The 24984-nt window shown below is 57.6% G+C and carries 20 protein-coding genes; 11 read left to right on the top strand and 9 right to left on the bottom strand.

The window, feature by feature from the left end:
- Nucleotides 1-21: 21 nt before the first annotated feature.
- Together ACTJKV_RS07050 and petA are read right to left on the bottom strand one after the other, a co-directional pair.
- Nucleotides 22-1305, bottom strand: coding sequence for a cytochrome b (locus ACTJKV_RS07050; RefSeq protein WP_062598688.1), 1284 nt, complete (start codon nt 1303-1305; stop codon nt 22-24).
- A gap of 13 nt (nt 1306-1318) precedes the next feature.
- Nucleotides 1319-1897 carry a ubiquinol-cytochrome c reductase iron-sulfur subunit gene (petA, locus tag ACTJKV_RS07045; protein ID WP_062426384.1) on the bottom strand — a complete coding sequence of 193 codons (579 nt, stop codon included), beginning with the start codon at nt 1895-1897 and terminating at the stop codon, nt 1319-1321.
- A gap of 310 nt (nt 1898-2207) precedes the next feature.
- On the opposite strand from petA, the gene ACTJKV_RS07040 reads away from it, so the two are divergent.
- Nucleotides 2208-3158 carry an endonuclease/exonuclease/phosphatase family protein gene (locus tag ACTJKV_RS07040; RefSeq protein ID WP_274102029.1) on the top strand — a complete coding sequence of 317 codons (951 nt, stop codon included), beginning with the start codon at nt 2208-2210 and terminating at the stop codon, nt 3156-3158.
- Between the two features lie 362 nt (nt 3159-3520).
- On the top strand, nt 3521-5845 hold the full coding sequence (locus ACTJKV_RS07035) for a methyl-accepting chemotaxis protein (protein ID WP_274102272.1): 2325 nt from the start codon (nt 3521-3523) through the stop codon (nt 5843-5845).
- A 157-nt stretch (nt 5846-6002) separates the two neighbouring features.
- On the opposite strand, the gene ACTJKV_RS07030 is transcribed toward ACTJKV_RS07035, so the two are convergent.
- The 3 genes from ACTJKV_RS07030 to ACTJKV_RS07020 all read right to left on the bottom strand — a co-directional run bounded on the left by ACTJKV_RS07030 (nt 6003) and on the right by ACTJKV_RS07020 (nt 12028).
- Nucleotides 6003-7865, bottom strand: a complete 1863-nt coding sequence (locus ACTJKV_RS07030) for an ABC transporter ATP-binding protein (RefSeq protein WP_274102028.1) — start codon at nt 7863-7865, stop codon at nt 6003-6005.
- Nucleotides 7866-8031: 166 nt separating this feature from the next.
- Nucleotides 8032-9960, bottom strand: coding sequence for a methyl-accepting chemotaxis protein (locus tag ACTJKV_RS07025; protein ID WP_337993148.1), 1929 nt, complete (start codon nt 9958-9960; stop codon nt 8032-8034).
- 211 nt (nt 9961-10171) lie between these two features.
- The gene (locus ACTJKV_RS07020; protein ID WP_062426380.1) at nt 10172-12028 is read right to left on the bottom strand and encodes an ABC transporter ATP-binding protein; all 1857 of its coding nucleotides are present in this window, start codon (nt 12026-12028) and stop codon (nt 10172-10174) included.
- A 415-nt stretch (nt 12029-12443) separates the two neighbouring features.
- On the opposite strand from ACTJKV_RS07020, the gene ACTJKV_RS07015 reads away from it, so the two are divergent.
- Nucleotides 12444-12905 carry a tRNA (cytidine(34)-2'-O)-methyltransferase gene (locus ACTJKV_RS07015; RefSeq protein ID WP_274102025.1) on the top strand — a complete coding sequence of 154 codons (462 nt, stop codon included), beginning with the start codon at nt 12444-12446 and terminating at the stop codon, nt 12903-12905.
- Nucleotides 12906-13095: 190 nt separating this feature from the next.
- Nucleotides 13096-14748: a Na/Pi cotransporter family protein gene (locus tag ACTJKV_RS07010; RefSeq protein ID WP_113271439.1), complete on the top strand. Its 1653-nt coding sequence runs from the start codon at nt 13096-13098 to the stop codon at nt 14746-14748.
- 180 nt (nt 14749-14928) lie between these two features.
- On the opposite strand, the gene ACTJKV_RS07005 is transcribed toward ACTJKV_RS07010, so the two are convergent.
- A complete protein-coding gene (locus ACTJKV_RS07005) occupies nt 14929-15204 on the bottom strand; it encodes a hypothetical protein (protein ID WP_062440259.1) in 276 nt (91 codons plus the stop codon).
- Nucleotides 15205-15390: 186 nt separating this feature from the next.
- Here ACTJKV_RS07005 and hemF point away from each other — a divergent pair, with 186 nt between their 5' ends.
- The 7 genes from hemF to ACTJKV_RS06970 all read left to right on the top strand — a co-directional run bounded on the left by hemF (nt 15391) and on the right by ACTJKV_RS06970 (nt 22259).
- On the top strand, nt 15391-16302 hold the full coding sequence (hemF, locus tag ACTJKV_RS07000; protein ID WP_062426376.1) for an oxygen-dependent coproporphyrinogen oxidase: 912 nt from the start codon (nt 15391-15393) through the stop codon (nt 16300-16302).
- 132 nt (nt 16303-16434) lie between these two features.
- The gene (locus tag ACTJKV_RS06995) at nt 16435-16701 is read left to right on the top strand and encodes a hypothetical protein (protein WP_062426375.1); all 267 of its coding nucleotides are present in this window, start codon (nt 16435-16437) and stop codon (nt 16699-16701) included.
- 140 nt (nt 16702-16841) lie between these two features.
- Nucleotides 16842-17573 carry a LuxR C-terminal-related transcriptional regulator gene (locus ACTJKV_RS06990; RefSeq protein WP_440598567.1) on the top strand — a complete coding sequence of 244 codons (732 nt, stop codon included), beginning with the start codon at nt 16842-16844 and terminating at the stop codon, nt 17571-17573.
- Between the two features lie 443 nt (nt 17574-18016).
- Entirely contained in the window at nt 18017-19810 is a 1794-nt protein-coding gene (locus ACTJKV_RS06985) for a methyl-accepting chemotaxis protein (RefSeq protein ID WP_440598566.1), read from the top strand.
- Nucleotides 19810-20280 carry a chemotaxis protein CheW gene (locus ACTJKV_RS06980; RefSeq protein ID WP_144621291.1) on the top strand — a complete coding sequence of 157 codons (471 nt, stop codon included), beginning with the start codon at nt 19810-19812 and terminating at the stop codon, nt 20278-20280. Before ACTJKV_RS06985 ends, ACTJKV_RS06980 begins: the two co-directional genes overlap by 1 nt.
- Before the next feature lie 135 nt (nt 20281-20415).
- Nucleotides 20416-21948, top strand: a complete 1533-nt coding sequence (locus ACTJKV_RS06975; RefSeq protein WP_440598565.1) for a putative bifunctional diguanylate cyclase/phosphodiesterase — start codon at nt 20416-20418, stop codon at nt 21946-21948.
- A gap of 122 nt (nt 21949-22070) precedes the next feature.
- Nucleotides 22071-22259, top strand: coding sequence for a DUF1059 domain-containing protein (locus ACTJKV_RS06970; RefSeq protein WP_062440243.1), 189 nt, complete (start codon nt 22071-22073; stop codon nt 22257-22259).
- A gap of 54 nt (nt 22260-22313) precedes the next feature.
- Here the strand turns inward: ACTJKV_RS06970 and ACTJKV_RS06965 are convergent, their stop codons facing one another.
- From ACTJKV_RS06965 to ACTJKV_RS06955, 3 genes are read right to left on the bottom strand one after another with little or no spacing between them, the layout of a single operon-like run.
- Nucleotides 22314-23576: a CCA tRNA nucleotidyltransferase gene (locus ACTJKV_RS06965; RefSeq protein ID WP_440598564.1), complete on the bottom strand. Its 1263-nt coding sequence runs from the start codon at nt 23574-23576 to the stop codon at nt 22314-22316.
- Nucleotides 23573-24220 (bottom strand): NUDIX hydrolase, encoded by a 648-nt coding sequence (locus ACTJKV_RS06960; RefSeq protein WP_440598563.1) that lies wholly within the window; start codon nt 24218-24220, stop codon nt 23573-23575. The genes ACTJKV_RS06965 and ACTJKV_RS06960 overlap by 4 nt, the downstream gene beginning before the upstream one ends.
- On the bottom strand, nt 24217-24840 hold the full coding sequence (locus tag ACTJKV_RS06955; protein ID WP_440598562.1) for a DUF1285 domain-containing protein: 624 nt from the start codon (nt 24838-24840) through the stop codon (nt 24217-24219). Before ACTJKV_RS06955 ends, ACTJKV_RS06960 begins: the two co-directional genes overlap by 4 nt.
- Between the last annotated feature and the right edge of the window lie 144 nt (nt 24841-24984).

Here is a 24984-nt window from a genome sequence, read left to right as displayed (position 1 = left end):
TGTCATCATTCTCTCCCGCACTCAGATCTTCACGCCGGCAGGCGCGTCTGTGGTCGCCTTGGCGTTCTTTTCAAGAACGGCCTCGGTGATCGAATTCGGGATTCGCCTTGGCGTCTCGAACAGGCCGAGAAGAGGCATGATGAGGAGGAAGAAGCCGAAGTAGTAGAGCGTACCCAACTGCGACATCGTCACATAAAGGCCTTCTGCGGGGCGCGAGCCGAGCCAGCCGAGCATGATGGCATTGGCGACGAAGATCCAGAAGAACAGCTTGTACCAGGGGCGATAGACCGCAGAGCGAACCTTGGATGTATCAAGCCATGGCAGGAAGAAGAGCACGACGATCGCACCGAACATCACCAGAACGCCACCGAGCTTGGAGTCGATCGGGCCGACATTGAAGGTGATGGCGCGCAGCATGGCGTAGAAGGGAAGGAAGTACCATTCCGGCACGATGTGGGCCGGCGTCTTCAGCGCGTCCGCCATGATGTAGTTGTCGGGGTGGCCCAGAAAGTTCGGCATGTAGAAGACGAACCAGGCATAGCCGATCAGGAAAATCGACACGCCAAGCGCATCCTTCAGCGTCGCATAGGGCGTGAAGGGAACGGTGTCCGTCTTGCTCTTGACCTCGACGCCCGTGGGGTTTGTCTGGCCGGTCACGTGCAGCGCCCAGATATGCAGGATGACGACGCCGGCAATCATGAAGGGCAGCAGGTAGTGCAGCGCAAAGAAGCGGTTCAGCGTCGGCTGATCGACAGCGAAGCCACCGAGCAGGAATTGCTGGATCCACTCACCCACCAGCGGGAAGGCGGTGAAGAAGCCGGTGATAACGGTCGCACCCCAGAAGGACATCTGGCCCCAAGGCAGAACGTAACCCATGAAGCCGGTTGCCATCATCAGAAGAAAGATGACGCAGCCGAGAATCCAGAGGATTTCACGTGGAGCCTTGTAGGAACCGTAATAGAGACCGCGGGCAATATGCAAATAGACCGCGATGAAGAAGAAGGACGCGCCATTGGCGTGCATGTAGCGCAACAGCCAGCCATGGTTCACGTCGCGCATGATCTTCTCGACGGAGGTGAAGGCGACCGTCGTATCAGCAGCATAATGCATGGCAAGCACCACGCCCGTCAGGATCTGCACGATCAGCATGACGGCGAGCATGGCACCGAAGGTGTATGCGTAGTTCAGATTGCGCGGAACCGGATAGGCCACGAAGCTGTCATAGATCATACGCGGCAGCGGAAGGCGGGAATCGACCCATCTCTCGATGCCGGTCGATGGCTGGTAACTGGAATGACCACTCATTTCATCTGTCCCCTTATCCGATTCTGATCACGGTATCGGATGTGAATGCGAAGGTCGGAATATGCAGGTTTTCCGGCGCCGGACCTTTGCGAATGCGGCCCGCCGTATCGTAGTGCGAGCCATGGCAGGGACAGAACCATCCGCCGAAATCGCCCGCCTGACCAAGCGGAACGCAGCCGAGGTGGGTACAGGAGCCGATCATGACGATCCAGTTTTCCTTGCCCTGACCGGCCGAGCGGTCAATGTCGGTGGCCTGTGCATCGGGCGCAAGGTTGGCGTTGCGGGCAACCGGATCCTTCAGCTGAGCCAGTTGAACGGCATTGGCCTCCTGAATTTCCTTCTCGGTGCGGTTGCGGATGAAGATCGGCTTGCCGCGCCACTTGACGGTCAGCGACATGCCAGGCTCGACGCTGGCAACATTAACTTCGATGGAAGCGAGTGCGAGCGTGGACGCATCAGGGCGCATCTGGTCGATGAAAGGCCATGCAACGGCGGCGGCGCCAACGGCACCGGCCATACCCGTCACAAGGTAAAGAAAATCGCGACGGGTGGGCTCACCCGACGCGTCATGGTCATTTACGTGCTCGCTCACCGCTACACCATCCTCTGCGCTAATTTCGTTGAAAATCGCATGAGTCCTCCCGCTCCGATTTGATCCAAGACAAACTCCATCCCCAGCGTCTTGGTCATGCATGCGCGAAGATAAAATCGCGCTTATATGTGTGATCGCAAAATATGCCCGACCTTGGCAAGAGGAAAGCACACAAAGCTGCCGTAATTTCGCCTTGAGCCGCATCTTTTTCGTCCGTTTTTGTCAGCCGGCTGTCCATCCAGCAACATTGTGTGCGGGCATGGGCCGTGCTAAGCGACATCCGGGAGCGCGAGAAGACGGGAATTTAAGCGTGAAAGCACGGCTCACCTGCATCGCCTCGACTGCGATCCTTGCGGCGCTTTTTTCCATAAGCTTCAGATATATCTATGATTTCTGGCTGCTCGCTTTCGTCACCAGCTTCCAGCTTCATATAGCGCTTCTGGCGTCGTTTGCCTCGGCAATCTGCCTTTGGGCATTGCGCTCGCGGCTGTTTGTCGCCCTTCTGGCCTGGTCGCTGGTTCTCACTGCGCATGGCGTCATCATGCAACAGGATTTCTCCACAGACGGGATTCATTCGTCATCGGCCAAGCCGTTCCGGCTGTTGTCCTTCAATGTGCTGAGAGAAAACCGCAGAAGCGCCGAATCAATTGCCGATGCCATCGTCGCCTCGCAGGCGGACGTGGTCTACGTCATGGAAGCAGCGGCCCTGCGAAGCGTCCTCCCCCGGCTTTCCCAGATCTATCCCTATCGTTTGGGTTGCGGCATCGCTGTCAGCGACTGCGATCTTCTTATGCTGTCGAAAAGACCGCTCATCGATGGCAAGATCGGCAGCCTCAGCTACGTCAGCCAGGAACGGGCAGGCCTTGCCCATATCGACCTTGAGGGCATAACGCTGACGCTTGCGCAGGTTCATCTGACAAAACCGTACTTCGACAAATATCATAGCGAAGAACTGAGCAAGCTTTCAGACATACTGGGCCAGATAGAGGGACCACTCATTCTCGGTGGTGATTTCAACTCCGCCAGCATCGTCCCCGATATGCGGGAGTTCATGGCGCAAACGCGCCTCCAGAAAGCGCCGTGGGAACCGGCAACATGGCCGATCCGCGCCGGACGCTTCGGCATCGCCATCGATCATATCTTCGCTCGCAAGCCAGCGACGCTGATGAGCGTCAAGCGTCTGCCAGACAATTTCGGCTCGAACCATTACGGGCTGATTGCCGACTTCATGATTACTGCCAAGACAGTCGACAGCGACTGACACCTCGCTCTATTCGAAAATCATCGAAATTCAAAGTATATCGAAGGAAATCTAAGTATTTCCCGAAATTTACTTATTCGGGAATCGGCACAGCTGACTTTTGCTGCCCCGCCTGATCGTTCGAAAAACGGCACAAATCCAGGCAATGTCCGTCTTACTTTTCGTCCCAAACAAGGAAAGTGAATTCCTCATCTCGTCCCACTAAAACAAAGCACGACGACCCTGCGTTTAACAATACGCAATACAATTAATTATTTTTTTAAAAATTATAAGTAATAAATATTCCGTAATATCGTCTCGCGCCTATGTGTTCAGCTTAGACGAATGTAGAAATTGTTTACCCATCCTGGGAGAGTTCTGTGCTGGTTCCAAAAACTGCAATTGCCCGAAATATGTTTGCTATTGTCGCCACCGGGGTTGCAACCACCGTAGCAACGGCAAGCATTCTGCTTTGGATGTCGTATCGCACGGTCGAGGAGCGTTCGGTTTCGGAAATGGTTGCCAATGCCCATTCCAGCGCCGAAAAAGTGCAGACCCATTTTGCCAGCATCAAGACGCTCGCCTGGAACATGCGGTCCTCGCTTTACGCAATGAAGCGGACTGGCACACCGAACCGCGATGGCATGACGGCATTCATGGAACGTCTTCTTTCGGACAACACTGCATTCGGCCTCAGCACGGGTTGGGAGCCCAACGCCTTCGACGGCAAGGACGCAGATTACGTAAACAAGCCGGGTCACGACGCGACGGGTCGCTTCATTCCTTATGTCGCGCGCGTCGATGGTAAGGTCACGCTCATGCCGCTGGTCGACTACGAAAAGCCCGGCGATGGCGACTACTATCTGGTGCCGAAGTCGAACGGCAAGGACATGCTCACCGAACCTTACGACTACAAGGTCGGTGACAAGGTGGTCAACATGACCTCCTTCATGACGCCGGTGATGATTGACGGCAAGTTTGCTGGCGTCGTTGGCGTCGATAGCGCGCTCGACGCTCTGGCCAGCGAGATGGCTAAGTTGAAGCCGTTGGGAGAGGGTTATGTCGCACTGCTGAGCCAGAAGGGCAATATAGTCAGCCATCCAGACAAGGCTACGCTGGGCAAGGCGCTTAAGGATTCCGGTCTCGATGCACAGGCTTGGCAGGCTTTGATCGCCAATCCGGAAAAGCCGCTGGAGATCGCCGACAAGGATGGTACGCCCTATCTCTCGGTCGCGGTCCCGGTTCCACTTGCTGAAGGCGCCACATGGTTTACCGTCGTCAGCGTTCCGAAAGCTGTCGTCTTTGCCGAGGTCACATCGCTTGCTATAACCTCCATTATCATCATCGCGACTGCCGCTGGGCTAATGGTTGTTGTAGGCTGGTTGCTGGCAACGCGCATGCGCAAACGTCTGGACAAAGTTATCGTAGCCACCAGCGAAATCGCTCGCGGCAAAACGGATGTAGATCTCTCGCAATCAGTTCACAAGGATGAAATCGGCGAGATGGCCCGTTCGCTGGCTGTGCTGCGCGATGCGACCCTCGCCAAGACCCGCCTGGAGACCGAGGCCGAACGTGACCGCGCAATAAGCGAAGCAGAACGTCGCGAGCGCGCCGAAGAAGCTGCCGAGCGCGAGCGTCAGACGCGTGCCGCCGTCGAAGCGCTGGCCGAAGGCCTGAACAAGCTCGCAGAAGGTGACATGACCCACAGGATCGATACCGCCTTCGCAGGCTCCCTCGATCAGCTACGCCATGATTTCAACGCTGCAGTGATGAAACTCCAGGCCGCCCTGCGCTCGGTTGGCGATAACGCCAATGCGATCCGCGCCGGTTCGTCGGAAATTCGATCGGCCTCCGACGATCTGGCCAAACGTACGGAACAGCAGGCGGCATCTGTCGAGGAAACTGCGGCAGCATTCGAGGAAATTTCCACGACACTGCGGGATGCCACCAAACGCGCCGAAGACGCAGGCTTGCTTGTCGAGCAGACAAGGCTCGGTGCGGAGACGTCGGGAGCAGTTGTCCAGCGTGCCGTGGACGCGATGTCCGGCATCGAGTCCTCATCTAGAGAAATTTCCAACATCATCGGCGTCATCGATGAAATCGCCTTCCAGACGAACCTTCTTGCGTTGAACGCAGGTGTGGAAGCCGCACGTGCTGGCGAAGCAGGCAAGGGCTTTGCCGTCGTTGCCCAGGAAGTGCGCGAACTGGCGCAGCGCTCTGCCAATGCCGCCAAAGAGATCAAGGCGCTGATTACCAAATCAGGAACCCAGGTGACATTGGGCGTGGAACTTGTTGGTGAGACCGGCAATTCCCTGCTTCAGATCATCAATCAGGTTCAGGAAATCGACCGGAACGTGACAGCGATCGTCTTGTCGTCACGCGAACAGTCGACGGCCCTGAAAGAAGTCAGCGAAGCGGTCAATAACATCGATCAGGCAACGCAGAAGAATGCTGCAATGGTGGAAGAACAGACCGCCGCGAGCCACTCGCTCGCAAGCGAGGCAGATGAGCTGACCCGGCTGATATCGCAGTTTCGGATCGGGAACACTCAGGTTTCCGAGGCAGCACGTCCGGTCGCCGCCTCAGCAACGGAACATCCCCCCATCGCCTCCGCTGCCCGCGCACTCGGCAACCGTCTCGCCAGTGCCTTTGGCGGCGGCAGAGCCACAGCGTCCAATGCGGCAGCAAAAGAGTGGGAAGAATTCTAATATCTGCAAAACAGAGCAGCAGGGCGGGCTCTGCGAGCGACCGCCCTTTTTTTGCTCATACGATAGTGGCAAAGCTTGAAATGAGAATGGAAGTCATGACGCAGCGGAGCCGCATCTAACCGACGCGTCTCGGATGCCCGGGACTGGGCTCAAGATCTTATTCTCCTTCAGCATCCAGAAACCCACCGGACTGACGCGCCCAGAGGTCCGCGTAAAGCCCGCCGCTCGCTACCAGTTCGCTATGGGTACCCTGCTCGACGATCCGCCCGGCATCCATCACCACCAGCCTGTCGAGCGCGGCGATCGTTGACAGACGATGCGCGATTGCCAGCACCGTCTTGCCCTTCATCAACGCGTCGAGATTGCTCTGGATCGCCGCTTCCACTTCGGAGTCGAGCGCAGACGTCGCCTCGTCCAGAATAAGGATCGGCGCGTCCTTCAGCATGACGCGGGCAATCGCGATGCGCTGACGCTGACCACCGGAAAGCTTGACGCCGCGTTCGCCCACATGGGCGTCGAAGCCCTTGCGGCCTCGCTGGTCTTCGAGCCGCGCGATGAAATCGTCGGCCTGCGCCCGACGTGCGGCTTCCAGCAACTCCTCATCGGTCGCGTCCGTCCGGCCAAACATGATGTTGTCGCGAATGGAGCGGTGCAAAAGCGAGGTATCCTGCGTCACCATGCCGATATGGGCGCGCAACGTCTCCTGTGTCACATGGGCAATATCCTGCCCATCGATCAGGATGCGCCCCTGCTCCACGTCATAGAAGCGCAAAAGCAGATTGACGAGTGTCGACTTGCCGGCGCCCGAGCGCCCCACGATACCGACCTTTTCGCCCGGCGCGATGGTGAGGTTGAGGTGGTCGATGACACCCTTGCCGCGTCCATAGTGGAAGCTGACATCATCGAACTGGACGCTCGGCGTCGTCACCTCGAGCGGCTTTGCGTCCGCCGCATCGACAAGGCCGATCGGCTGCGAGATCAGTTCGGCGGCGTTCTGCACCGTGCCGAAATTGCGCATGATGCCGTTGAACTGCGTCATCAGCCGCCCGAGGAGGAAGTTGAGCCGCAGCACCAAGGCAAGCGTGAAGGCCACAGCACCGGAGCTGATCTTGCCGGATAGCCAGAGATCGATGCAAAGGGCGGCCATCGACGTAATCATGATGCCCGATAGCAGCGCCATGGACGCCCGGACCCCCGTGATGAAGCGGGTAAAGGTCATGGTGGTGCGCTGGAAGGTATCGAAGCCCTGGCGCATATAGCGGTCATTGGCATCAGCGCGGCCAAAGAGGCGCAGCGTCTGGATGTTGCTATAGGCATCTACCATGCGCCCGTTCAGCATGGAGGCGGCTTCCGCGGTCTCGCGCGAATGGAAGCGAATGCGCGGCACGAAATAGCGCGCCAGCATGGAGAAGATGCCGACCCAAAGCACCACCACCAGTCCAAGCCGCCAGTCCAGCCCGCCGATCAGGAAGAGCATTGACACCGAATAGATGCCGACGAACCAGACGCTCTCCATCAGCGACGTAACGAGGTCCCCTGCCGCCTGCCCGCCCGACCAGACCTTGGTGACGATACGACCGGAGAAATCGTTCTGGAAGAAGCTCAGCGATTGCCGCGCGACATGCATATAGGACTGCCAGCGCACAAGGTTGTAGAAACCCGGCGTGATGATCTGCTGATCGACGAGCGCCGTCAGCATGGTAACGACGAAGCGCACCACAGCGATCAGGAACAGCATTCCGATCAGTTCATAGCCGTGGCTCGCCAGCAGGCCAGACCAGCCATCGCCCGGCTTGACGGTCGAAAGAATATCGACGAGCCGCCCGACGAACCAGAAGAGCGCCGCTTCGATCGCCGCCGTCAATCCACCGAGCACCAGCATGGCAAAGAACGGCGCCTTGGCCTGACGGAGATAGAACCAGATGAAAGCGAATGTGCTTTCCGGGGGCCTCAGATCGTCCTTGCGGGCGAAGGGCTCGATCCAGTTTTCGAAATAGTGGAAAACACGGGTGATGATCATATTGATTGTATAGGCGGATTCTTGAGAGGGGCAAAGAACAGGGCAGATTATATTTCGGTAATGCGGCCCCACAAGATCGATCGGTTGTTGGGCCAGAAGTGACCATCTGTAATGAAAAAAGGCGGGAGATGTTCCCGCCCTTAGGATTGATCGGCCCGCAATCTGGTCAGAATTCCGTCCAGCTGTCCTCAGCAACCGCCACCGCCGCAGAACCCCGCCCTGCAAAGGCAGAAGCAAGTCGCTGGCCCATCGCGCGGGCTGGCGATCGTTGTGCCGGCTGGTTGGATGCCTGGACCGGCTGGGAGAGGGGCCGGGCCACAGCCCCCTCTTCCAGCTTGAACTGGGAGAGAAGCGCCATCAGCGAAGCCGCTTGCGTTGCAAGACCATAGGTCGCAGCGCTCGATTGCTCCACCATGGACGCATTCTGCTGCGTGCCCTGGTCCATCTGGTTGACGGCCGAGTTGATTTCAGAAAGCCCGGTGGACTGTTCGCGGGCAGAGGCAACGACGGCTGCCACGTTCCTGTTGATCTCCTGAACCTCCGCCACGATCGCTTCAAGCGCCTGCCCTGTTTCGCCAACCAGCGTCACGCCGTCACGCACCTGCTCGCCGGATCTTGTGATCAAGACCTTGATTTCCTTCGCCGCACTTGCCGAACGCTGGGCAAGCTCGCGCACTTCCTGAGCAACGACGGCAAAGCCCTTGCCCGCTTCCCCGGCCCGGGCTGCCTCCACGCCTGCGTTGAGCGCCAGCAGATTGGTCTGGAAAGCGATGTCGTCGATCACGCCGATAATGTTGCTGATCGCATTCGAAGAGTTCTGGATTTCGGTCATGGCGGTCACGGCTTTCCGCACGACCTCGCCGGATCGTTCGGCACCGGCCCTGGTCTTCGCCACCAGTTCACCGGCATCACCCGCCTTGACGGCGGAATCCTTCACCGCCGTCGTCACCTGCTCAAGCGCTGCAGCGGTTTCCTCCACCGATGCGGCCTGCTGTTCGGTGCGTCTGGAGAGATCATCGGTGGCCGAGCGGATCTCATTGGCGCCAGCATCGATCATTCTCGCATTTTCACCCACCGAGCGAAGTGCTGCCTGCAGCTTTTCGACCGAGTCGTTGAAATTCAGCCGCACACCATCCAACTGGCTGACGAAGGGCGTCTCGAGCCGGAAGGTCATGTCGCCATCGGCAAGGTGCTTCAGGCCATCGGCAAGACCATCCACCGCAAACGTCACGTCCGCAGCCTCCTTCGCCTTCTGCTTCTCGCGCGCCACCCGCTCCTGTTCGCTGAGACTGCGATTGGCTTCCGCTTCCCGCTCAAGTCGCTCACGCTCCAGCGCATTGGCGCGGAAGACGCAGACGGCGGCAGCCATTTCACCGATCTCGTCGCTGCGCTGCCCATGGGGAATGTCTCTTGCGGTATCGCCCGCCGCAAGCGCATTCATCGCCCAGGTAATGTCGGTGATCGGCCTCGCAATCCGGAAGAGCGACAGAAGCGCCGCGCCAATCGCAATGATGCTCACCGCAATGAGAGCCGTCATCGTGGCTTCCAGAGCAAAGTCCGAGGCATCTTTCAGATGCTGATGGGACTGAGCCGTCAAAACCTTGTTCGCGGCAATCAGCGCATTGATGGCCTTGGTCGACGCATCCGCCGCAGGATTCATCCGCGCGGTCCTGAGCGCCATCGCCTCATCCACTTTGGAGGCAGCAAGGAGGCTGACGAACTCGCTGCCCGCCTTCTCGTAATCGCCGACAGCCGCTGAAAGCGCCTCGAAGACGTGCTTTATCTCGGGAACGACCACTGTCGAACCATAAGCGTCGAAGGCCGCCTGCCGCGCCGCGATCGCGGACTGAAGTGGTACGGATGCTTTTTGGACATCGTCCGGCGTTTTGGCGCTGAGAAGAACGGCATATTCCCGGCGCACATCGCCGAAGCTTCGATCCATATCGCCAATAAGAAGTGTGCGCTCAAGCCGGTTCGCCAGCTGTGTGCCCTCCTCTTTCATTATGCTCATGGAATAGATTGCCAGCCCGCCCTGTATCGCTCCCAAGACAATCAACAGCGTGAAGAGTGCAGGCAAAAGAAGTTTAATTTTCATTCTGAACAAGCGCATGACACCCCCAATAGTAGAATAGATATCCGAAAACGAACAATTCAAACTACTATTACGAGTGATTATTAAAGATAATGTTATTGATAAATATCAAGAAAAGAGAAGACACTTCAAAAAAATAAGGTCCCCACATGATGATGCGGGGACCCAATACTTCGGTATACTGATTATGCCAGACTCAGGTTATAGAGACTTCCTATTCGCCCGCTGCTTTCATCTCCGGCTCCTCGTCGGCAATGAAGCCACCGGACTGGCGCTGCCACAGATCGGCATAGATGCCGCCATGGGCCACCAGTTCGGAATGCGTTCCGGCCTCGACGATCTTGCCCTTGTCGAGAATGATCAATCGATCCATCTCGGTCAGTGTCGAAAGCCGATGCGCGATCGCAATCACCGTCTTGCCTTCCATCAGCGCAAACAGGTTTTCCTGGATGGCCTGCTCGACTTCCGAGTCCAGCGCCGAGGTCGCCTCGTCGAGAATGAGGATTGGCGCATTCTTCAAGAACACACGCGCAATCGCGATACGCTGACGCTGACCGCCGGACAGCTTGACGCCGCGCTCGCCAACCTGCGCATCGAGCGCGTGGCGGCCATGCATGTCCACCAGCGTTTCGATGAAGTCCCAGGCATTGGCACGCTTGGCCGCAGCGATGATCTCCTCGTCGCTTGCACCCGGATGACCATAGGCGATGTTGTCGCGAATGGAGCGGTGCAAAAGTGAGGTATCCTGCGTCACCACGCCGATCAGGCTGCGAAGGCTGTCCTGCGACACGTGCGAGATGTCCTGCCCGTCAATGGTGATCCTGCCGCCCTCCAGATCGTAGAAGCGCAACAGAAGATTCATCAGCGTCGTCTTGCCGGCACCGGAGCGCCCGACGAGACCGACCTTTTCACCCGCCTTGATATCCAGCGTCAGCCCATCGATGACACCCTTGTTCTTTCCGTAGTGGAAACGGATGTCGTCGAACAGGATTGCGCCCTTGTGTGCGCTTAAGCTTGGTGCGTTTGCAGCATCGACGATATCGTGCGGCTTGGTCATCATCGACATGCCGTCATAGACGGTGCCGATGTTTTCAAACAGCGCGGTCACTTCCCACATGATCCACTGCGACATGCCGTTGACGCGCATGGCAAGGCTGATGGCAATGGCGACCGAACCGGCGGTCACCGAGCCCTGCATCCAGAAGTAAAGACCAAGGCTCGCCGTCGAGAACATGACGATCGCATTGTTGATGTCGATCAGCATGTTGAAGCCGGAAATCTTGCGCATCTGGCGGTGAACGGTTCCAAGGAACACGTCCATGCCCTCCCGCGCATAAACCTCCTCGCGCCCCGCATGCGAGAACAGCTTGATGGTGGAGATGTTCGTGTAGCTATCCACGATACGGCCCGTCATCATCGAACGCGCATCCGCCTGTTCCTGCGCCAACCGGCCAAGCTTCGGCACGAAATAGGTCAGGATGCACAGATAGATACCGAGCCATGCGAGCAAGGGAATGACCAGGCGCCAGTCGGCGGCCGCCACCATGAACAGCATCGAAATGACGAAGCTGATCGCGTAGACGAAAACGTCGATGATCTTCAATGCCACTTCGCGGATGGCGAGCGCCGTCTGCATGACCTTTGTCGATACGCGCCCCGCAAACTCGTTGGCGAAGAACGTCATGGAGTGGCGCAGCAGATACCGGTGCATCCGCCAGCGCGCGATCATGCCGAAATTGCCGGCCAGCGTCTGATGCATGGTCATGGTGTGGATCGAGCCCATCAATGGCAAGCCGATCAGAACCAGCGCACCCATCCCGACAAGATGCCAGCCCTCATCCGCAAAGAAGGTCTCGCGGTTGGCGGTGGAGAGCCAATCGACGATGCTTCCAAGGAACTTGTAGAGCATGGCTTCGGCAATCGCGATGCCCATGGACATCAGACCAAGCAGAAGAAGCCATGGCCATGCCGGTTTCACGTAGTGCCACATGAAGGCAATCAGCGTCTTCGGCGGTGTCGACGGCGTGGACGAAGGAAATGGATCGAGTCGTTTTTCAAACCAGCCAAACATGAGGCTAAGCTCCGAATAGAATACCCCGAAAGAACATGCGCAATGGACATGAAGCGCCACCGCCAGAACGGGAAAACACATGGAACGCGGCCGTAACAGCCACATGACGAAATTTTAAATCGGAAAAATGCGGGAGACCCGCAAAGACACACCTAGGCCTGAAACGGCACCACAAAGCCCGGGAGGCGATATCGATTGTGCTGATCCATCTGAACCTCCTATGGCTGGTGTTGAAGATGAGGCCTTGTAGCTCAAAATATAATCATTGACCAGATGTAAACGGCTGCACATCCAAGATTGTGTCGTGCACGCGCCAGGTTGTGGTGTTTGAGTGACATCAAGGTAGCCCTTTGACTGGCCATCGAGAGCCCTCCATGCTAACCGCCTCCACCTCGTCGAAAACAGGAACGCCATCATGTCCAACATCAGGATCGCCCTTTATCAGCCGGATATTCCAGGCAATACCGGCACGATCCTGCGGCTTGCGGCCTGTCTTGGCGTCGGCGTCGACATCATCGAGCCCGCAGGCTTCGATATCTCCGACCGCAACCTGAAGCGCGCGGGCATGGATTATATCGCTTCGGCCGCACTCGTTCGCCATGTCAACTGGGAGCGGTTCGAAGAGTGGCGCGCCACAACCGGACGGCGCCTGGTCCTGGCGTCCACAAAGGCTGCCCTGCCCTATACGAAGGTGGAGTACCGACAGGACGATATCCTGCTCTTTGGTCGGGAGAGCGCCGGGGTGCCTGACCACGTGCATGACAAGGCGGATGAGCGGGTTCTGATCCCGATGGTGGAAGGCCAGCGTTCGATCAACGTCGCCATGTCGGCGGCAATGATCACCGGCGAAGTTCTTCGTCAAACATTTTGGCCATAAATTTCAGGAAATTCTGAAAAGATTGTTTCAGAAACCTCTGTACCACTGAACTTTTCGTCCCTATGTTGGTTAGCCAACGAAAGATTTCCCGCTCGATTTCTTCCTGCCCGCCGCACGCGCTCGGCGACGAAGACCTCGTGCAAGGCTATTCTTCGATCATGACCGAATAGACGGAAAGGAGTGGCCGCTCATGGAATCCACCATCGTTATCGTCAATTTGCTCGGAGCGGTCGCGCTGCTGCTGTTCGGTCTGACGCAGGTCAAGGATGGCGTCACGCGAGCCTTCGGGCTGAAGCTTAGAACCATCCTTGCCACCAGCACCCGCAACGGGCCCCGCTCCTTCGTCTCCGGCTTCTTCGCGACCATCGCGCTCCAGAGTTCGACCGCCACAGCACTCACCGTCGCCTCCTTTGCCGAGCGTGATCTGATCCGCCCGCGCATGGCGCAGATCGTTCTCCTCGGCGCCAATGTCGGCACCGCCGTCACCGCCTGGATTTTCGCAACCGGTGTGGCATGGCTGTCGCCTCTCCTCATTCTGTCCGGCATCGTGCTGCGCAAGGGCAACTCCAATGCCCGTCAGGGTGGCGGCACGGCCCTCGTCGGTGTCGGGCTGATGCTGCTTTCGCTGCATCTCTTAAGCAACGCCACCGAGCCGATGCGCGCATCACCCGCACTCGGCGCCTTCATCGGCCTGCTCGACGATGCCTGGCCGGTTGCACTGCTTCTGTCGGCAGCCATGGCCTTCTTCTCCTCTTCCAGCCTTGCGATGGTCGTGCTGATCCTGTCGCTGGCTTCGGCCGGCATTCTGTCCACGGGGCTCATCATCGTTCTCGTTCTTGGCGCCAATCTCGGCGGGGCGATCCCGCCGGTCATTGCCACGATGAGCGGCCCTGCCGCCGCGCGGCGCATCACGCTCGGCAATCTCGTTATCCGTGCCATCGGCTGCGCCATCGCCATGCCGCTTGCCTCCTATGGCGCGATCGCGCTGCAACAACTGCCGCTGTCTGAAAGCATGCTGCCGGTGGATGCCCATCTGATCTTCAACATTCTGCTGACGATCGTTGCATGGCCGCTCTCAGGCTTCGTCTCCGATTTCATGGCTAAGGTCGTGCCAAGCGATGTGCAGAGCGATGATGGCCCGCGCTTTCTCGATAAGGATGCGCTCGATACGCCGGTCGTCGCGCTGGCCAATGCCACGCGCGAAGTTCTGGTCATCGGCGATACGATCGAGCGCATGCTGATCCGCGCCGAAAACGCCTTCAAGCACAACGACCTGGCACCGCTTGCCGAAATCGCAATGCTGGAAAAGAAGGTGGACCAGCTACAGCAGGAGGTGAAGATCTACCTCTCGCAGCTTGGCCGCAAGGGACTGGACGAAAATGATGCCCGCCGTTCGATCACGGTCATCGACTACGCCATCAATCTCGAACATATGGGCGATATCATCGAGAAAGGCCTGTGCGAGCAGATCCGCAAGAAGATCCTGAACGGCTTCAAGTTCTCCGATGAAGGCTATGACGAATTGAAAACGCTCTTCGACATGACCATCGAGAACCTGCGCGCCGCCCAAAGCATCTTCGTGACCGGCGACCTGTCGCTTGCCCGGCGGCTGATGGAAATCAAGATCGATATCCGCCGCCTCGAAAAGCGCTCCTCAGGCCGTCATCTGGAACGCCTGCGCGACGGCTTGATGGAGAGCCTGCAGACCAGCTCGCTGCATCTCGACATGCTGCGAGACCTGAAACGCATCAACGCCCATATCGTCTCGGTCGCGCATCCCATTCTGGATGAAAGCGGCATTCTGGGCGAGAGCCGCCTTCGCACCGCCGAGACGCGGGCGTAAGGGCTTGGCGGCAAGGTTTTTGGCGGACTCTGCCATCCGCGCCACCCATCGCCTTCATCCTCGGGCTTGACCCGAGGATCCATCTTTATCCAACGATCTCATGAGGGTGTAAATCCTCGGGTCAAGCCCGAGGATGACGGCACTGAGTGTGGACAGTCCCGGCAAAACAGCGACCGCCCCTCAGTCCGCCGAGGGCAAACGCCGCATGGTGAACTCGATCTGGTCGCCTTCCAGCTGCCGCCAGCTTTCCACTTCCGTCCAGTAAGCAGCCTTTGGATATTCCTCGAACCATTCTTTCGCCTTGGCACGGGCTTCGGCCCGCGTCATGCAGAATGTCTGGCGCACGAACATGCCGCTTTTCTGGTTTTTGGGTACGCCGCCATCGCGGTCGCGGCGGTGCGCGGCGATCCTGCGTTTCAAGCCTTCAAGCGGTGGCGGTCCGGTAAATTTCGTCATGCCAATACCTCTGATCCTCAAAAGATAGTGCGCGACTGCCCGCTTGGCGAGTCGAAATCGCATCCGCAACCCATGGCGATCACCTTTTGTTGGGACGTCATTTCCGTGCGCAAAACCGCTACACACTTCTGATGGAAATGCTCTAAATCGACAGAACAAAATCGAATCGCATGAAGGAGACCGGATATGGAACGCCCCGTTTTGCCAAAGGGCCTGCCGGACGACATCGAGGACAAGAAGGCGATCGCCAAAGCCTGGTTCGAGAGCCTGCGAGACACGATCGTCGCCTCCTTCGAGACCATCGAGGATGAGCTTCAGGGTCCGCTCTCCGATCAGCCGCCGGGACGCTTCGTTCAGAAGAAATGGCTGCGCGATGAAGGCCAAGGCGGCGGCGGCATCATGTCGATGATGGAAGGCCGGGTGTTCGAGAAAGTCGGCGTCCACACCTCTACCGTTCATGGCGAATTCTCGGAGGAATTCCGCAAGCAGATGCCGGGCGCCGACGAGGACCCAAGCTTCTGGGCGTCCGGCATTTCGCTGATCGCCCATCCGGTCAATCCCAATGTGCCAGCCGTGCACATGAACACACGCATGGTGGTGACGACCAGCCACTGGTTCGGTGGCGGCGCCGATCTGACGCCGGTCCTCAACCGTCGCCGCACCCAGGACGATCAGGATACGCAGCTCTTTCACCGCGTCTTCGAGATCACCTGCAACCGACACGCGGTCGCCGACTATCCGCGCTACAAGCAATGGTGCGATGAATATTTCTTCCTCAAGCATCGCAACGAGCCGCGCGGCATCGGCGGCATCTTCTTCGACTGGCTGCACCCGGATGAAGACAAGGGCGGCTGGAATGCCAATTTCGCCTTCGTTCAGGATGTCGGCCGCGCGTTCAACCTTGCCTACCCCAAGATCGTACGCGGCAATTTCAATCAGCCATGGACCGAAGAAGACCGCGACGAACAGCTGATTCGCCGTGGTCGCTACGTGGAATTCAATCTTCTCCACGATCGCGGCACGATTTTCGGCCTGAAGACCGGGGGCAATGTGGAGTCGATCCTGTCGTCTCTCCCGCCTGTCGTGCGCTGGCCTTAAAAAAAATCAAGCAATCACGAAAATTTTGATCGTCCTTCGCGTGAAGTGGCGGTTTTTTGAAAAATTGACCCTATCGCAAAAATCGGGCGGTGATAGTCTTTGAGTGCTAGATGGACTGGAGGAGCTATCGTCATGATTACTTCGAACAGCATGCCCATTTCTACGGTTGACGGCAAACAGCCGCGCATCATCCCCACATCAGAACTGATCGACCGGCTGGCCACGGAAATGCGCGAGACGGGAGATCGCGAACTGCCGCTGTCGTTCTATGTCGAGCAGGTGAAGCGCAAGCTGGCCAATGAAAACGCCGCCAATGACGACAAGGTGAATGAGAAGACTGGCCCTGCCGTTGCAACGTCCTCAGTCTTTGCTTGCTGGGCTTTGCCCGAGCAGGGTTGAAGATGACCGATATTTCTGGCGCGCCTCGCTCGCAGGTGCGGCGCGTCAGGATAACACCCCTCATAGTTTCAGCGTAAAATTTCATAGAAAATTAACATCCGCACCCCAGAAACTGGATTTCTGTTTCTAGGAGTTGCGATTTGCCATATTCACGTGCGCTTGCCCCGCAGGAGTTGTTAAACGAGGCCGTTGATCTGAGGTCGGTGCCGACCCGGCGTCATGTGGCACAACATCCTTTCATGGAGAGGCTGCGCAAGGCCGTGCCGTTTGACTTCTTTGCTGTATCGGGACTCGATTTGGACGGATATCGCTTCGGTAGCGGGTTCTCGATCGACACGGACGTGCCGCCGGCGTTTCTTGATGCCTATTACGGCGACGATCTTCTGAAAGCCGACCCATTCGTTCAAGCCTCCGTAACGGCAACAGATGTCATCATCGACGAGAAGGTTTACGAGCAGGCAGCTCCACCGCAGCGGCTGATCTATCTTGCACGCACCTTCGGCGTTCTGAACCGCACGTTGTTTCCGATACGGCGGGGCGACGTTGTCTTCGGCGCAATAACCTTCTCGAGAGCGACGCCGTTCGATCAGGATGAAATCAGCTTCCTCAAGGATCAGGCGGAAGTGACGCATCGCGTTATCACGCGTCCGATCATGGAAAAGTTCTCGGCTCAGACCCTGAAACTGAGCGAGGGCGAAATCGTCTGTTTACGATATGCCAGCCTTGGCAAGACGACGGATGATATCGCGAAATCGAGCGGCTATACGCCTGATACGGTGAACAGCTATATCAAGACGGCTATTCGCAAGCTTGGCGCGGACAATCGTGTTCACGCAATTGCCGAAGCCATCCGCCGCGGTCTGATCCATTAAGGCCGGCCGCGATCCTTCAGGCTCGCTCGCCCTGACTTCAGTTCCGGCTTGATCGGACGGCCTTTTCGCGCCCCCCAATTCTGCGCCGCCTATTTTATGTCCCTGCGTCAAACGACAGCAGCGGCTCGAAAACCGGAATCGACTTTCGGAAATCACCATGCGTAGATCAAAGGAGATAGAGTTTCTTTGCGCATCCAATACGCCACACGACGCTCTATGAGCCACTTATTGGGCAAACCGCGTAATTTATGAGCAAAAGCTCAATTGCGGATATTGGCATTAAGCCTTTTGCAACAATTGACCCCTAAAACTGGGGGCGACAGGACGAAAGTAGCTCTCAAAACAATTGGTCGCCCTGCCTGTATTGCGTTTAACAGCCGTGGCCAAACTGACCGAGATCGATAGGGATCAGGCACCCGAGCCTCCGGCAGATAGGGAGTGTCTTGAGAATGATGTCTTTGAGTTTCTCGAACGACGCCAAAGCCGTTTTGGCTGCAATGAGTAAATCGCAAGCGATTATCGAATTCGATATGACCGGCAAAATCCTGACGGCGAATGAGAATTTTTGTAAAGCGCTCGGCTATGAGCTAAGCGAAATCGTTGGCCAACACCACCGCATCTTCGTCGATCCGGCTGAAGCCGCCAGCGCAGATTACAGGCAATTCTGGAGCGAACTCAACGCCGGCAGGTTCGATCGCCGCCAATACAAACGGATCGCCAAAGGCGGAAAGGAAGTCTGGATCGAGGCATCCTACAATCCGGTGTCGCGCGGCGGCAAATTCTACAAAGTGGTCAAATTCGCAACCGACATCACCGAGCAGAAATTGAAGTCTGCCGAGGACGCAGGCAAGCTCGATGCTCTTTCCCGCTCGCAGGCCGTCATCGAGTTTACACCGACAGGCGAAATTCTGACAGCCAATCAGAACTTCCTGACGGTCCTCGGCTATCAACTGGCCGAGATTAAGGGCAAGCACCACTCCATGTTCTGCGACAAAGCCTGTGTCGGCAGCAACGACTACCAGAATTTCTGGGCGCGCTTATCGGCAGGAGAATTTGTCGCAGACGAGTTTCTGCGCATCGGCAAGGGTGGCAGAAAGGTGCACATCCAGGCGTCCTATAATCCGATCTTGGACATGAACGGTAACGTCTTCAAGGTGGTCAAGTTTGCGACTGATGTCACGGCTCGCGTAGACAACGTGGACTTGCTTGCGGCGGCGCTCCAGAGCGTCGCGGAAGGCGATCTGACACAGCAGCTTTCAACACCCTTCCTGCCGGCGCTTGAGAAACTCCGCACGGATTTCAACGTTGCGGCGTCAAAACTCTGCTCAGCAATGGAAGCGGTGTCGGAGAACGCCAGCGCCATCGCGGCCGCGTCCCAGGAAATCCGATCTGCCTCTGACGATTTGTCCCGCCGGACGGAACAGCAGGCTGCGTCCGTCGAAGAAACGGCGGCGGCACTCGAGGAAATAACAACGACCGGTTCGGATTCGAGCCAGCGCGCGCAGGAAGCAGGGCAGCTTGTCCGCAAGACGAAGGACAATGCCGAGCGCTCCGGTCTTGTGGTTCGCCAGGCCGTCGACGCAATGGGCAAGATTGAATCCTCTGCGTCCGAAATTGCCAATATTATTGGCGTCATCGACGAAATTGCCTTTCAAACCAACCTCTTGGCATTGAATGCCGGCGTTGAAGCGGCACGCGCCGGAGACGCAGGCAAGGGTTTTGCCGTTGTCGCGCAGGAAGTTCGTGAACTTGCGCAACGCTCGGCTAAGGCCGCCAAGGAAATCAAAGGTTTGATCAGCGCCTCGAATGGACACGTCAAGAGCGGCGTGGCTCTTGTCGGCGAGACAGGAAAGGTCCTGGAGGAGATCGTCGGACAGGTCGTCCACGTCGATGCGAATGTTGTCGCTATTGTCGAGGCCTCAAGGGAACAGGCGACAGGGCTGAAGGAAATCAACACGGCCGTCAATACGATTGATCAGGGCACCCAGCAAAATGCTGCCATGGTCGAAGAAACATCGGCTGCGGCCCACAGCCTTGCAAAAGAAGCAGAGGCGCTCTTTCAGCTGTTGTCTCAGTTCAAGATCGGCTCAAACGCACCCGCGCGCCGTTCGATGCCAGTGCCTGTATCAGTCGCTGCGCGTCCCGTGGCATCCCAGCCCCGGCAGATGGTGGCAAGGATATCGAACGCGTTTCAAGGCAATGCCGCGATCAAAACCGAAAGTTGGGAGGAGTTCTGATGTCCAACCTTACGCAAAACATGAACGGTCTGACGACGCTCGATATTATCGCCTTCCAGCTTGGGGAGCAAACCTTCTGCATCGAAACAACCTCTGTTCGCGAGATCCGTGGATGGGCCGCTTCGACACCGCTACCGCATGCCTCGCCAGAGCTTCTTGGGATCATCAATCTGCGTGGGATGGTCATTCCCACGATCGACCTGTCGCGCAAACTCGGTATGCGATCAGGCGAGACCACGGAGAGGAGCGCCATCGTCGTGGTGGAGGTGAGCGGCACGCCTTTGGGATTGGTGGTCGATCAGGTGACCGACATGCTGTCTGTCACCTCCGATCAATTGCAGCCGACACCGTCCGTTGCCAGTTCCTTCGATAGATCCTGGTGCGCAGGCATCATTACCCACATATCGGGCATGATCTGTTTTCTCGATCTCCACGCCATGTTTGCATCGAGTGATGCGCTGGCAGCTTGACGCGGAACCGCACGTGCCGAGGCAGAATGCTTTAACACGTCCGCAACGCATATTCGGCAATATACATAAACGTTGGGAGGATGCATTCCCATACGACCGGCATGATGCCATTTCTCAGCGCGAGGCAGAAACGTCATGCCGTCCATGCATCCAAACCGCGCCAAATGGGAGGCGATTGTCTGGCTCCTCGCATTTGCGCTCATCTATGGCGCCGCCTTCTTCTTCAACGGCCACGAAGCTATCGACGCCCTGTTCGTCTCTCAAGAGACTTACAATCTCGATGAGATATTCACCGCGTTGACCATAGCCGGCGGGCTTGGTCTGATTTACTCGGTGCTTCGCATCAAGGACATGCACCGAGAAATCCAACTGCGTGTAACGGCTGAGAAACATGTCGACTGGATTGCCTGCCATGATCCGCTGACGGAGTTGCCGAACAGGAGGTTGCTGGAGGTCGCCCTCTTAAAGCTTCTAACCCTCTCTCACACGCAACGAAGTGCGATCTTCAGTCTCGACCTGGACGGGTTCAAGAAGGTGAATGATCTTCTTGGCCACGAGCATGGAGACCAGGTGCTGAAGGTCGTGGCAAAACGGCTCTGTTCGATGTTCCCAGAAGACAATGTCTATCGGCTGGGTGGCGATGAATTTGTCGTGGTGGTCGAGAGAAAGGGCAATCAGGATCTGTCTGCTCTGGGAAAACGCATGGTTGTTGCGATCAGTAAACCCATCGCCATCAATGGCGCGACTGTTGAAATTGGTGCGAGCATTGGATTTGCTCGTATCCCGGAAGACAGCGCTTTCCCGGCAGAAGCCATCCAATACTCCGATTGCGCGATGTATGCGGCCAAGAAAATCGGCCGCAACATCGTCAAGGCCTTCGCGCCGGAAATGCAGGAAGAGTTGATCAAGAAAATTCAGATGGAAGCGGACCTGAAGCTTGCCATGAAGCTGGGGAAAATCCGCCCATACTATCAGCCACTGGTTGATCTGAAGACACAAGAGGTTGTTGGCTACGAGGCACTTGCCCGTTGGGAAAGAGAGCCTGGCAAATTCGTCTCCCCGTGCGAATTCATCCCTTTGGCGGAAAACGCTGGACTGATTGTGGAGCTGACCGACCAGTTATTCCGCATTGCCTGCCAGGATGCGTTATCATGGCCCCCTCACACCGTTCTGTCCTTCAATATCTCTCCGGTCCAGCTCAGCGACAGACTGCTTGGACTGCGTATTCTCAAGGTGCTTGGCGAGGTCGGCCTTCCTGTGCATCGCCTGGAACTTGAGGTCACTGAGAGTGCTCTCATCAACGACGCCGAAACGGCGCGCCACGTTCTTGACGATCTTGTCAAATCCGGCATCAAAATCGCTCTGGATGACTTTGGGACGGGCTATTCCAGTCTTTCGCAGCTATCAAACTATCAGTTCAATAAAATCAAGATCGACAGAAGTTTTGTGGCATCATTCGAAGAATGCGACCGGCAGGAAAAAATCGTTCGGGCAATCATTGCGCTTGGGATCGGGCTCGGGGTTAAAATCACCGCAGAGGGCATCGAAGACGCATCACAGCTCCGGCGGCTTCAGGACCTCGGATGCGATATCGGTCAAGGCTACCTCCTTGGAAAACCTCGCCCCATCGAGGAAACGCTGGCGGTCTCTGAACGACAGATCGCTTGAGCCGATTGAGCATGGGATCAATCGGACGCACAACGCCAGGAACATAACCCTGTCGCGACCGTTTGAACGTCAGGCCGGTTGCAACAGTGACCCTGGCCGACAATCCATATAGGGAGGCTGTTATGAGACTTTTCGAATGTGGAACATTGGTGCCCGGTTGCGAATGGCACACCCGCGCCGATGAAGACGCAGAGGTTGTACGCCGCAGCGTCGAGCACATGCGCCAGGCCCATGGCGAAACCATCATCCGCGAAAATATGGTCGAAAACATCAAGGCCCGTATTCGCGATGAAAACCAGGTCGAAGCCTGAGCTTCGACGCGCCCAATTACGTATCACCCCGGACGTTGTCCGGGGTGGAATACATCATGAGCGCTGCTGCAGTTTCGTCACCAGGCGTGTAAGCAACGTCTCACGGTCAGCCGCGAAGTTGCCATCCACCCACGCCGCTTCGAGTTCAGAGAGAACCTCGCCCACCTGAGGGCCAGCAGGAAGACCGGCTGCCAGCACATCCGCACCGCTGAGTGGGAAAGAAGGCTTGTTGAACTTTTCGGCACGCGCAAGCAAGGTGGAAAGCTTGGCAATCTTCTGCATCGAGGCCTCCCCCGCAGACATGTCCGCTCTTGCAGAGGAAAGAGCAAGTTTCAGCCGCGTCTTCACGCCCTCGACGCCTTGTCGATAAAGGAGACGATCGAGTGCGGTCTCCGCGAGAGACGGATCGATCGCCGGGGCTTTCGCCCATTGATCGAGACGCGCCGCTTCGTTCTTGGACATGCGCAACCGGCTGGAAAGAGCGGTCACCCGCTCTGCATCGGGCGGGATGATGGAGGCGAGCCGTAGCATCGGGTCGGGCCTCCAGCCCAGCGCCTGCTCGGTTGCGACCAGGCCGTGGATCGAGTCGATGCCCCACTTCTCCGTCTCGGGCAGGATTTGCGCCAAAACACCGGCTTGCCGCATCCAGAGCAGTGCCCGTGACGGGTCGTCGGCGCTAAGCAGCTTCTTCATTTCGCTCCAGACCCGTTCGGCCGACAGCGTCGAAAGCTTGTCCTTGGCGCGCGCACTCGCCCGCAGGCCATCCGCATCCGGGCGACCAGAACCATAATAGGCAAAGAAGCGGAAAAAGCGCAGGATGCGCAGATGATCTTCGGCAATTCGTGTTGCCGCATCGCCGATGAAGCGAACGGTCTTGGTTTCGATATCGGCAAGTCCACCGATCAGATCGATGACCTCGCCGGAGGCATCGGCATAAAGCGCATTGATCGTTAGGTCGCGCCGTTCGGCGTCCTCTTTCCAATCGGTACCGAAGGCGACCTCCGCGTGGCGGCCATCGGTCGTGACATCGCGACGAAGCGTCGTCACCTCATAACCCTCACCATCAACGACCAGCGTCACCGTGCCATGGTCGATACCCGTCGGTACCGCCTTGATACCGGCCTCTTTCGCCCGTTCCACCACGTCCTGCGGCGGCAGCGTCGTCGCCATGTCGATATCGCCAACCGGCAGTCCCATCAGCGCGTTGCGCACAGCCCCACCCACCACGCGCGCCTCGCCGCCATCGGCGTTCAGAAGCGAGAAAATCCGCTGAAGGCCGGGTTTGGAAAACCAGCTCTGCCCGGCAATGCCGCTCATGAATAGAACCTCTCGTAAATGCTGCGCACGATGCCCGCCGTAATGCCCCAAATGTAGCGCTCGCCATAGGGCATTTCGTAGAAAAACCGCTCTCTCCCCTGAAACATCCGGCTGCCCCGGCTGTGGTTGGCAGGGTTCATCAGAAAGGACAATGGCACCTCGAACACCTCATCCACCTCCGCCGGGTTTGGCGTCAGCGTGAATCCAGGCCTGACCACAGCCAGAACCGGCTTGATGCGAAACCCCGTGCCGGAAATGTAATCAGGCATGCGCCCGACCGTCTCGATGAAACGGCGCGACATGCCGGTCTCTTCTTCCGTCTCACGCAGTGCAGCCTCTTCCGGCGAGCGATCCTGCGCATCGATGCCGCCACCGGGAAAGGAAATCTGGCCGGAATGATTGCGCAACGTCTTGGTCCGCTGGGTAAAGATCACCCGCGCCTCGTCGCCGTCATTGATGACCGGAACCAGCACCGCCGCATCCTTCAGCCGGATACCATCGCCGGAAAGTCGCACACTCGGATTGAGAATATGATCGCCGATATCCCGCGCGTCGCGATCCTCCCGCTCGGCGACACCTTCGCCATCCTCCAGAACCCGCCGCCGGAAGTCGGCAGCAGAAAATGCCATCAGTTCAGCTCTCATCGGGCAAGCGCTTCCAGCTCGTCCGCAGGCATGATCGGAAACACCTCTCCGCCGGAGCGCACGGAGAACATCGCCCGGCCGTCAATATCGATCACTTCCCCGAGCTCCACCAGATCATACATCACTGCCCGAGACACCAAAGCCTCCAGCCGCCCACGCACGAGGATATAGGGTTTCAGCTCATTATTCTCGCCATCCGTGGTGAAACGAAGGGGATGCTCAAGCCCGGCTTCGACCACATCACCAACATTTGTTCGGAAGGTCAAAAGCGGGGCGCCGTCCCTCTCGCTGACACTCATTTCGACGGCGATGAAAGGTGCGTCGACAACCCGGATGCCGACCTTTTCCACCGGCGTGACGAGGTATGTCTTGCCATCCTCATCCTTGCGCAAAACCGTTGAAAACAAACGCACAAGCGGGGCTCTGCCGATCGGCGTGCCCATATAGAACCACGTCCCATCGGCGCGGATTTCCATATCGAGATCGCCGCAGAAAGGCGGGTTCCATTTCTCTACCGGAGCCGGTCCGCGGGGCTTGTCGCCCGCCTGCTCGCTGGCACGGGAAATCAATGCCGCAAGCCCTGCCGCATCCGGTGCCGCATTAATCCTGTCATCTGCCATATTCGAGCCCTGCTTTGCCAATTATGCAATAAAGGAACATGGGTAACGAGATAGTCATTTAAAGGATGCTTGTCAGCGGCAAGCGTGGCAATAAGCTATAGGCAGCGCCAAATCCCTCCTGTATTCCAATAGGAAGGTTGACGT

Source organism: Agrobacterium sp. 22117 (assembly GCF_052045735.1).
GTDB classification, from domain to species: Bacteria; Pseudomonadota; Alphaproteobacteria; order Rhizobiales; family Rhizobiaceae; genus Agrobacterium; species Agrobacterium cavarae.
This window is presented reverse-complemented; position numbering and strand designations above follow the sequence as displayed.

Coding starts and splice junctions, on each gene's coding strand:
- ACTJKV_RS07050 (WP_062598688.1), bottom strand. CDS start 1,305: ATGAGTGGTCATTCCAGTTACCAGCCATCGACCGGCATCGAGAGATGG.
- ACTJKV_RS07030 (WP_274102028.1), bottom strand. CDS start 7,865: ATGATCATCACCCGTGTTTTCCACTATTTCGAAAACTGGATCGAGCCC.
- ACTJKV_RS07025 (WP_337993148.1), bottom strand. CDS start 9,960: ATGAAAATTAAACTTCTTTTGCCTGCACTCTTCACGCTGTTGATTGTC.
- ACTJKV_RS07020 (WP_062426380.1), bottom strand. CDS start 12,028: ATGTTTGGCTGGTTTGAAAAACGACTCGATCCATTTCCTTCGTCCACG.
- ACTJKV_RS07015 (WP_274102025.1), top strand. CDS start 12,444: ATGTCCAACATCAGGATCGCCCTTTATCAGCCGGATATTCCAGGCAAT.
- ACTJKV_RS07010 (WP_113271439.1), top strand. CDS start 13,096: ATGGAATCCACCATCGTTATCGTCAATTTGCTCGGAGCGGTCGCGCTG.
- ACTJKV_RS07005 (WP_062440259.1), bottom strand. CDS start 15,204: ATGACGAAATTTACCGGACCGCCACCGCTTGAAGGCTTGAAACGCAGG.
- hemF (WP_062426376.1), top strand. CDS start 15,391: ATGGAACGCCCCGTTTTGCCAAAGGGCCTGCCGGACGACATCGAGGAC.
- ACTJKV_RS06995 (WP_062426375.1), top strand. CDS start 16,435: ATGATTACTTCGAACAGCATGCCCATTTCTACGGTTGACGGCAAACAG.
- ACTJKV_RS06980 (WP_144621291.1), top strand. CDS start 19,810: ATGTCCAACCTTACGCAAAACATGAACGGTCTGACGACGCTCGATATT.
- ACTJKV_RS06975 (WP_440598565.1), top strand. CDS start 20,416: ATGCCGTCCATGCATCCAAACCGCGCCAAATGGGAGGCGATTGTCTGG.
- ACTJKV_RS06970 (WP_062440243.1), top strand. CDS start 22,071: ATGAGACTTTTCGAATGTGGAACATTGGTGCCCGGTTGCGAATGGCAC.
- ACTJKV_RS06965 (WP_440598564.1), bottom strand. CDS start 23,576: ATGAGCGGCATTGCCGGGCAGAGCTGGTTTTCCAAACCCGGCCTTCAG.
- ACTJKV_RS06960 (WP_440598563.1), bottom strand. CDS start 24,220: ATGAGAGCTGAACTGATGGCATTTTCTGCTGCCGACTTCCGGCGGCGG.
- ACTJKV_RS06955 (WP_440598562.1), bottom strand. CDS start 24,840: ATGGCAGATGACAGGATTAATGCGGCACCGGATGCGGCAGGGCTTGCG.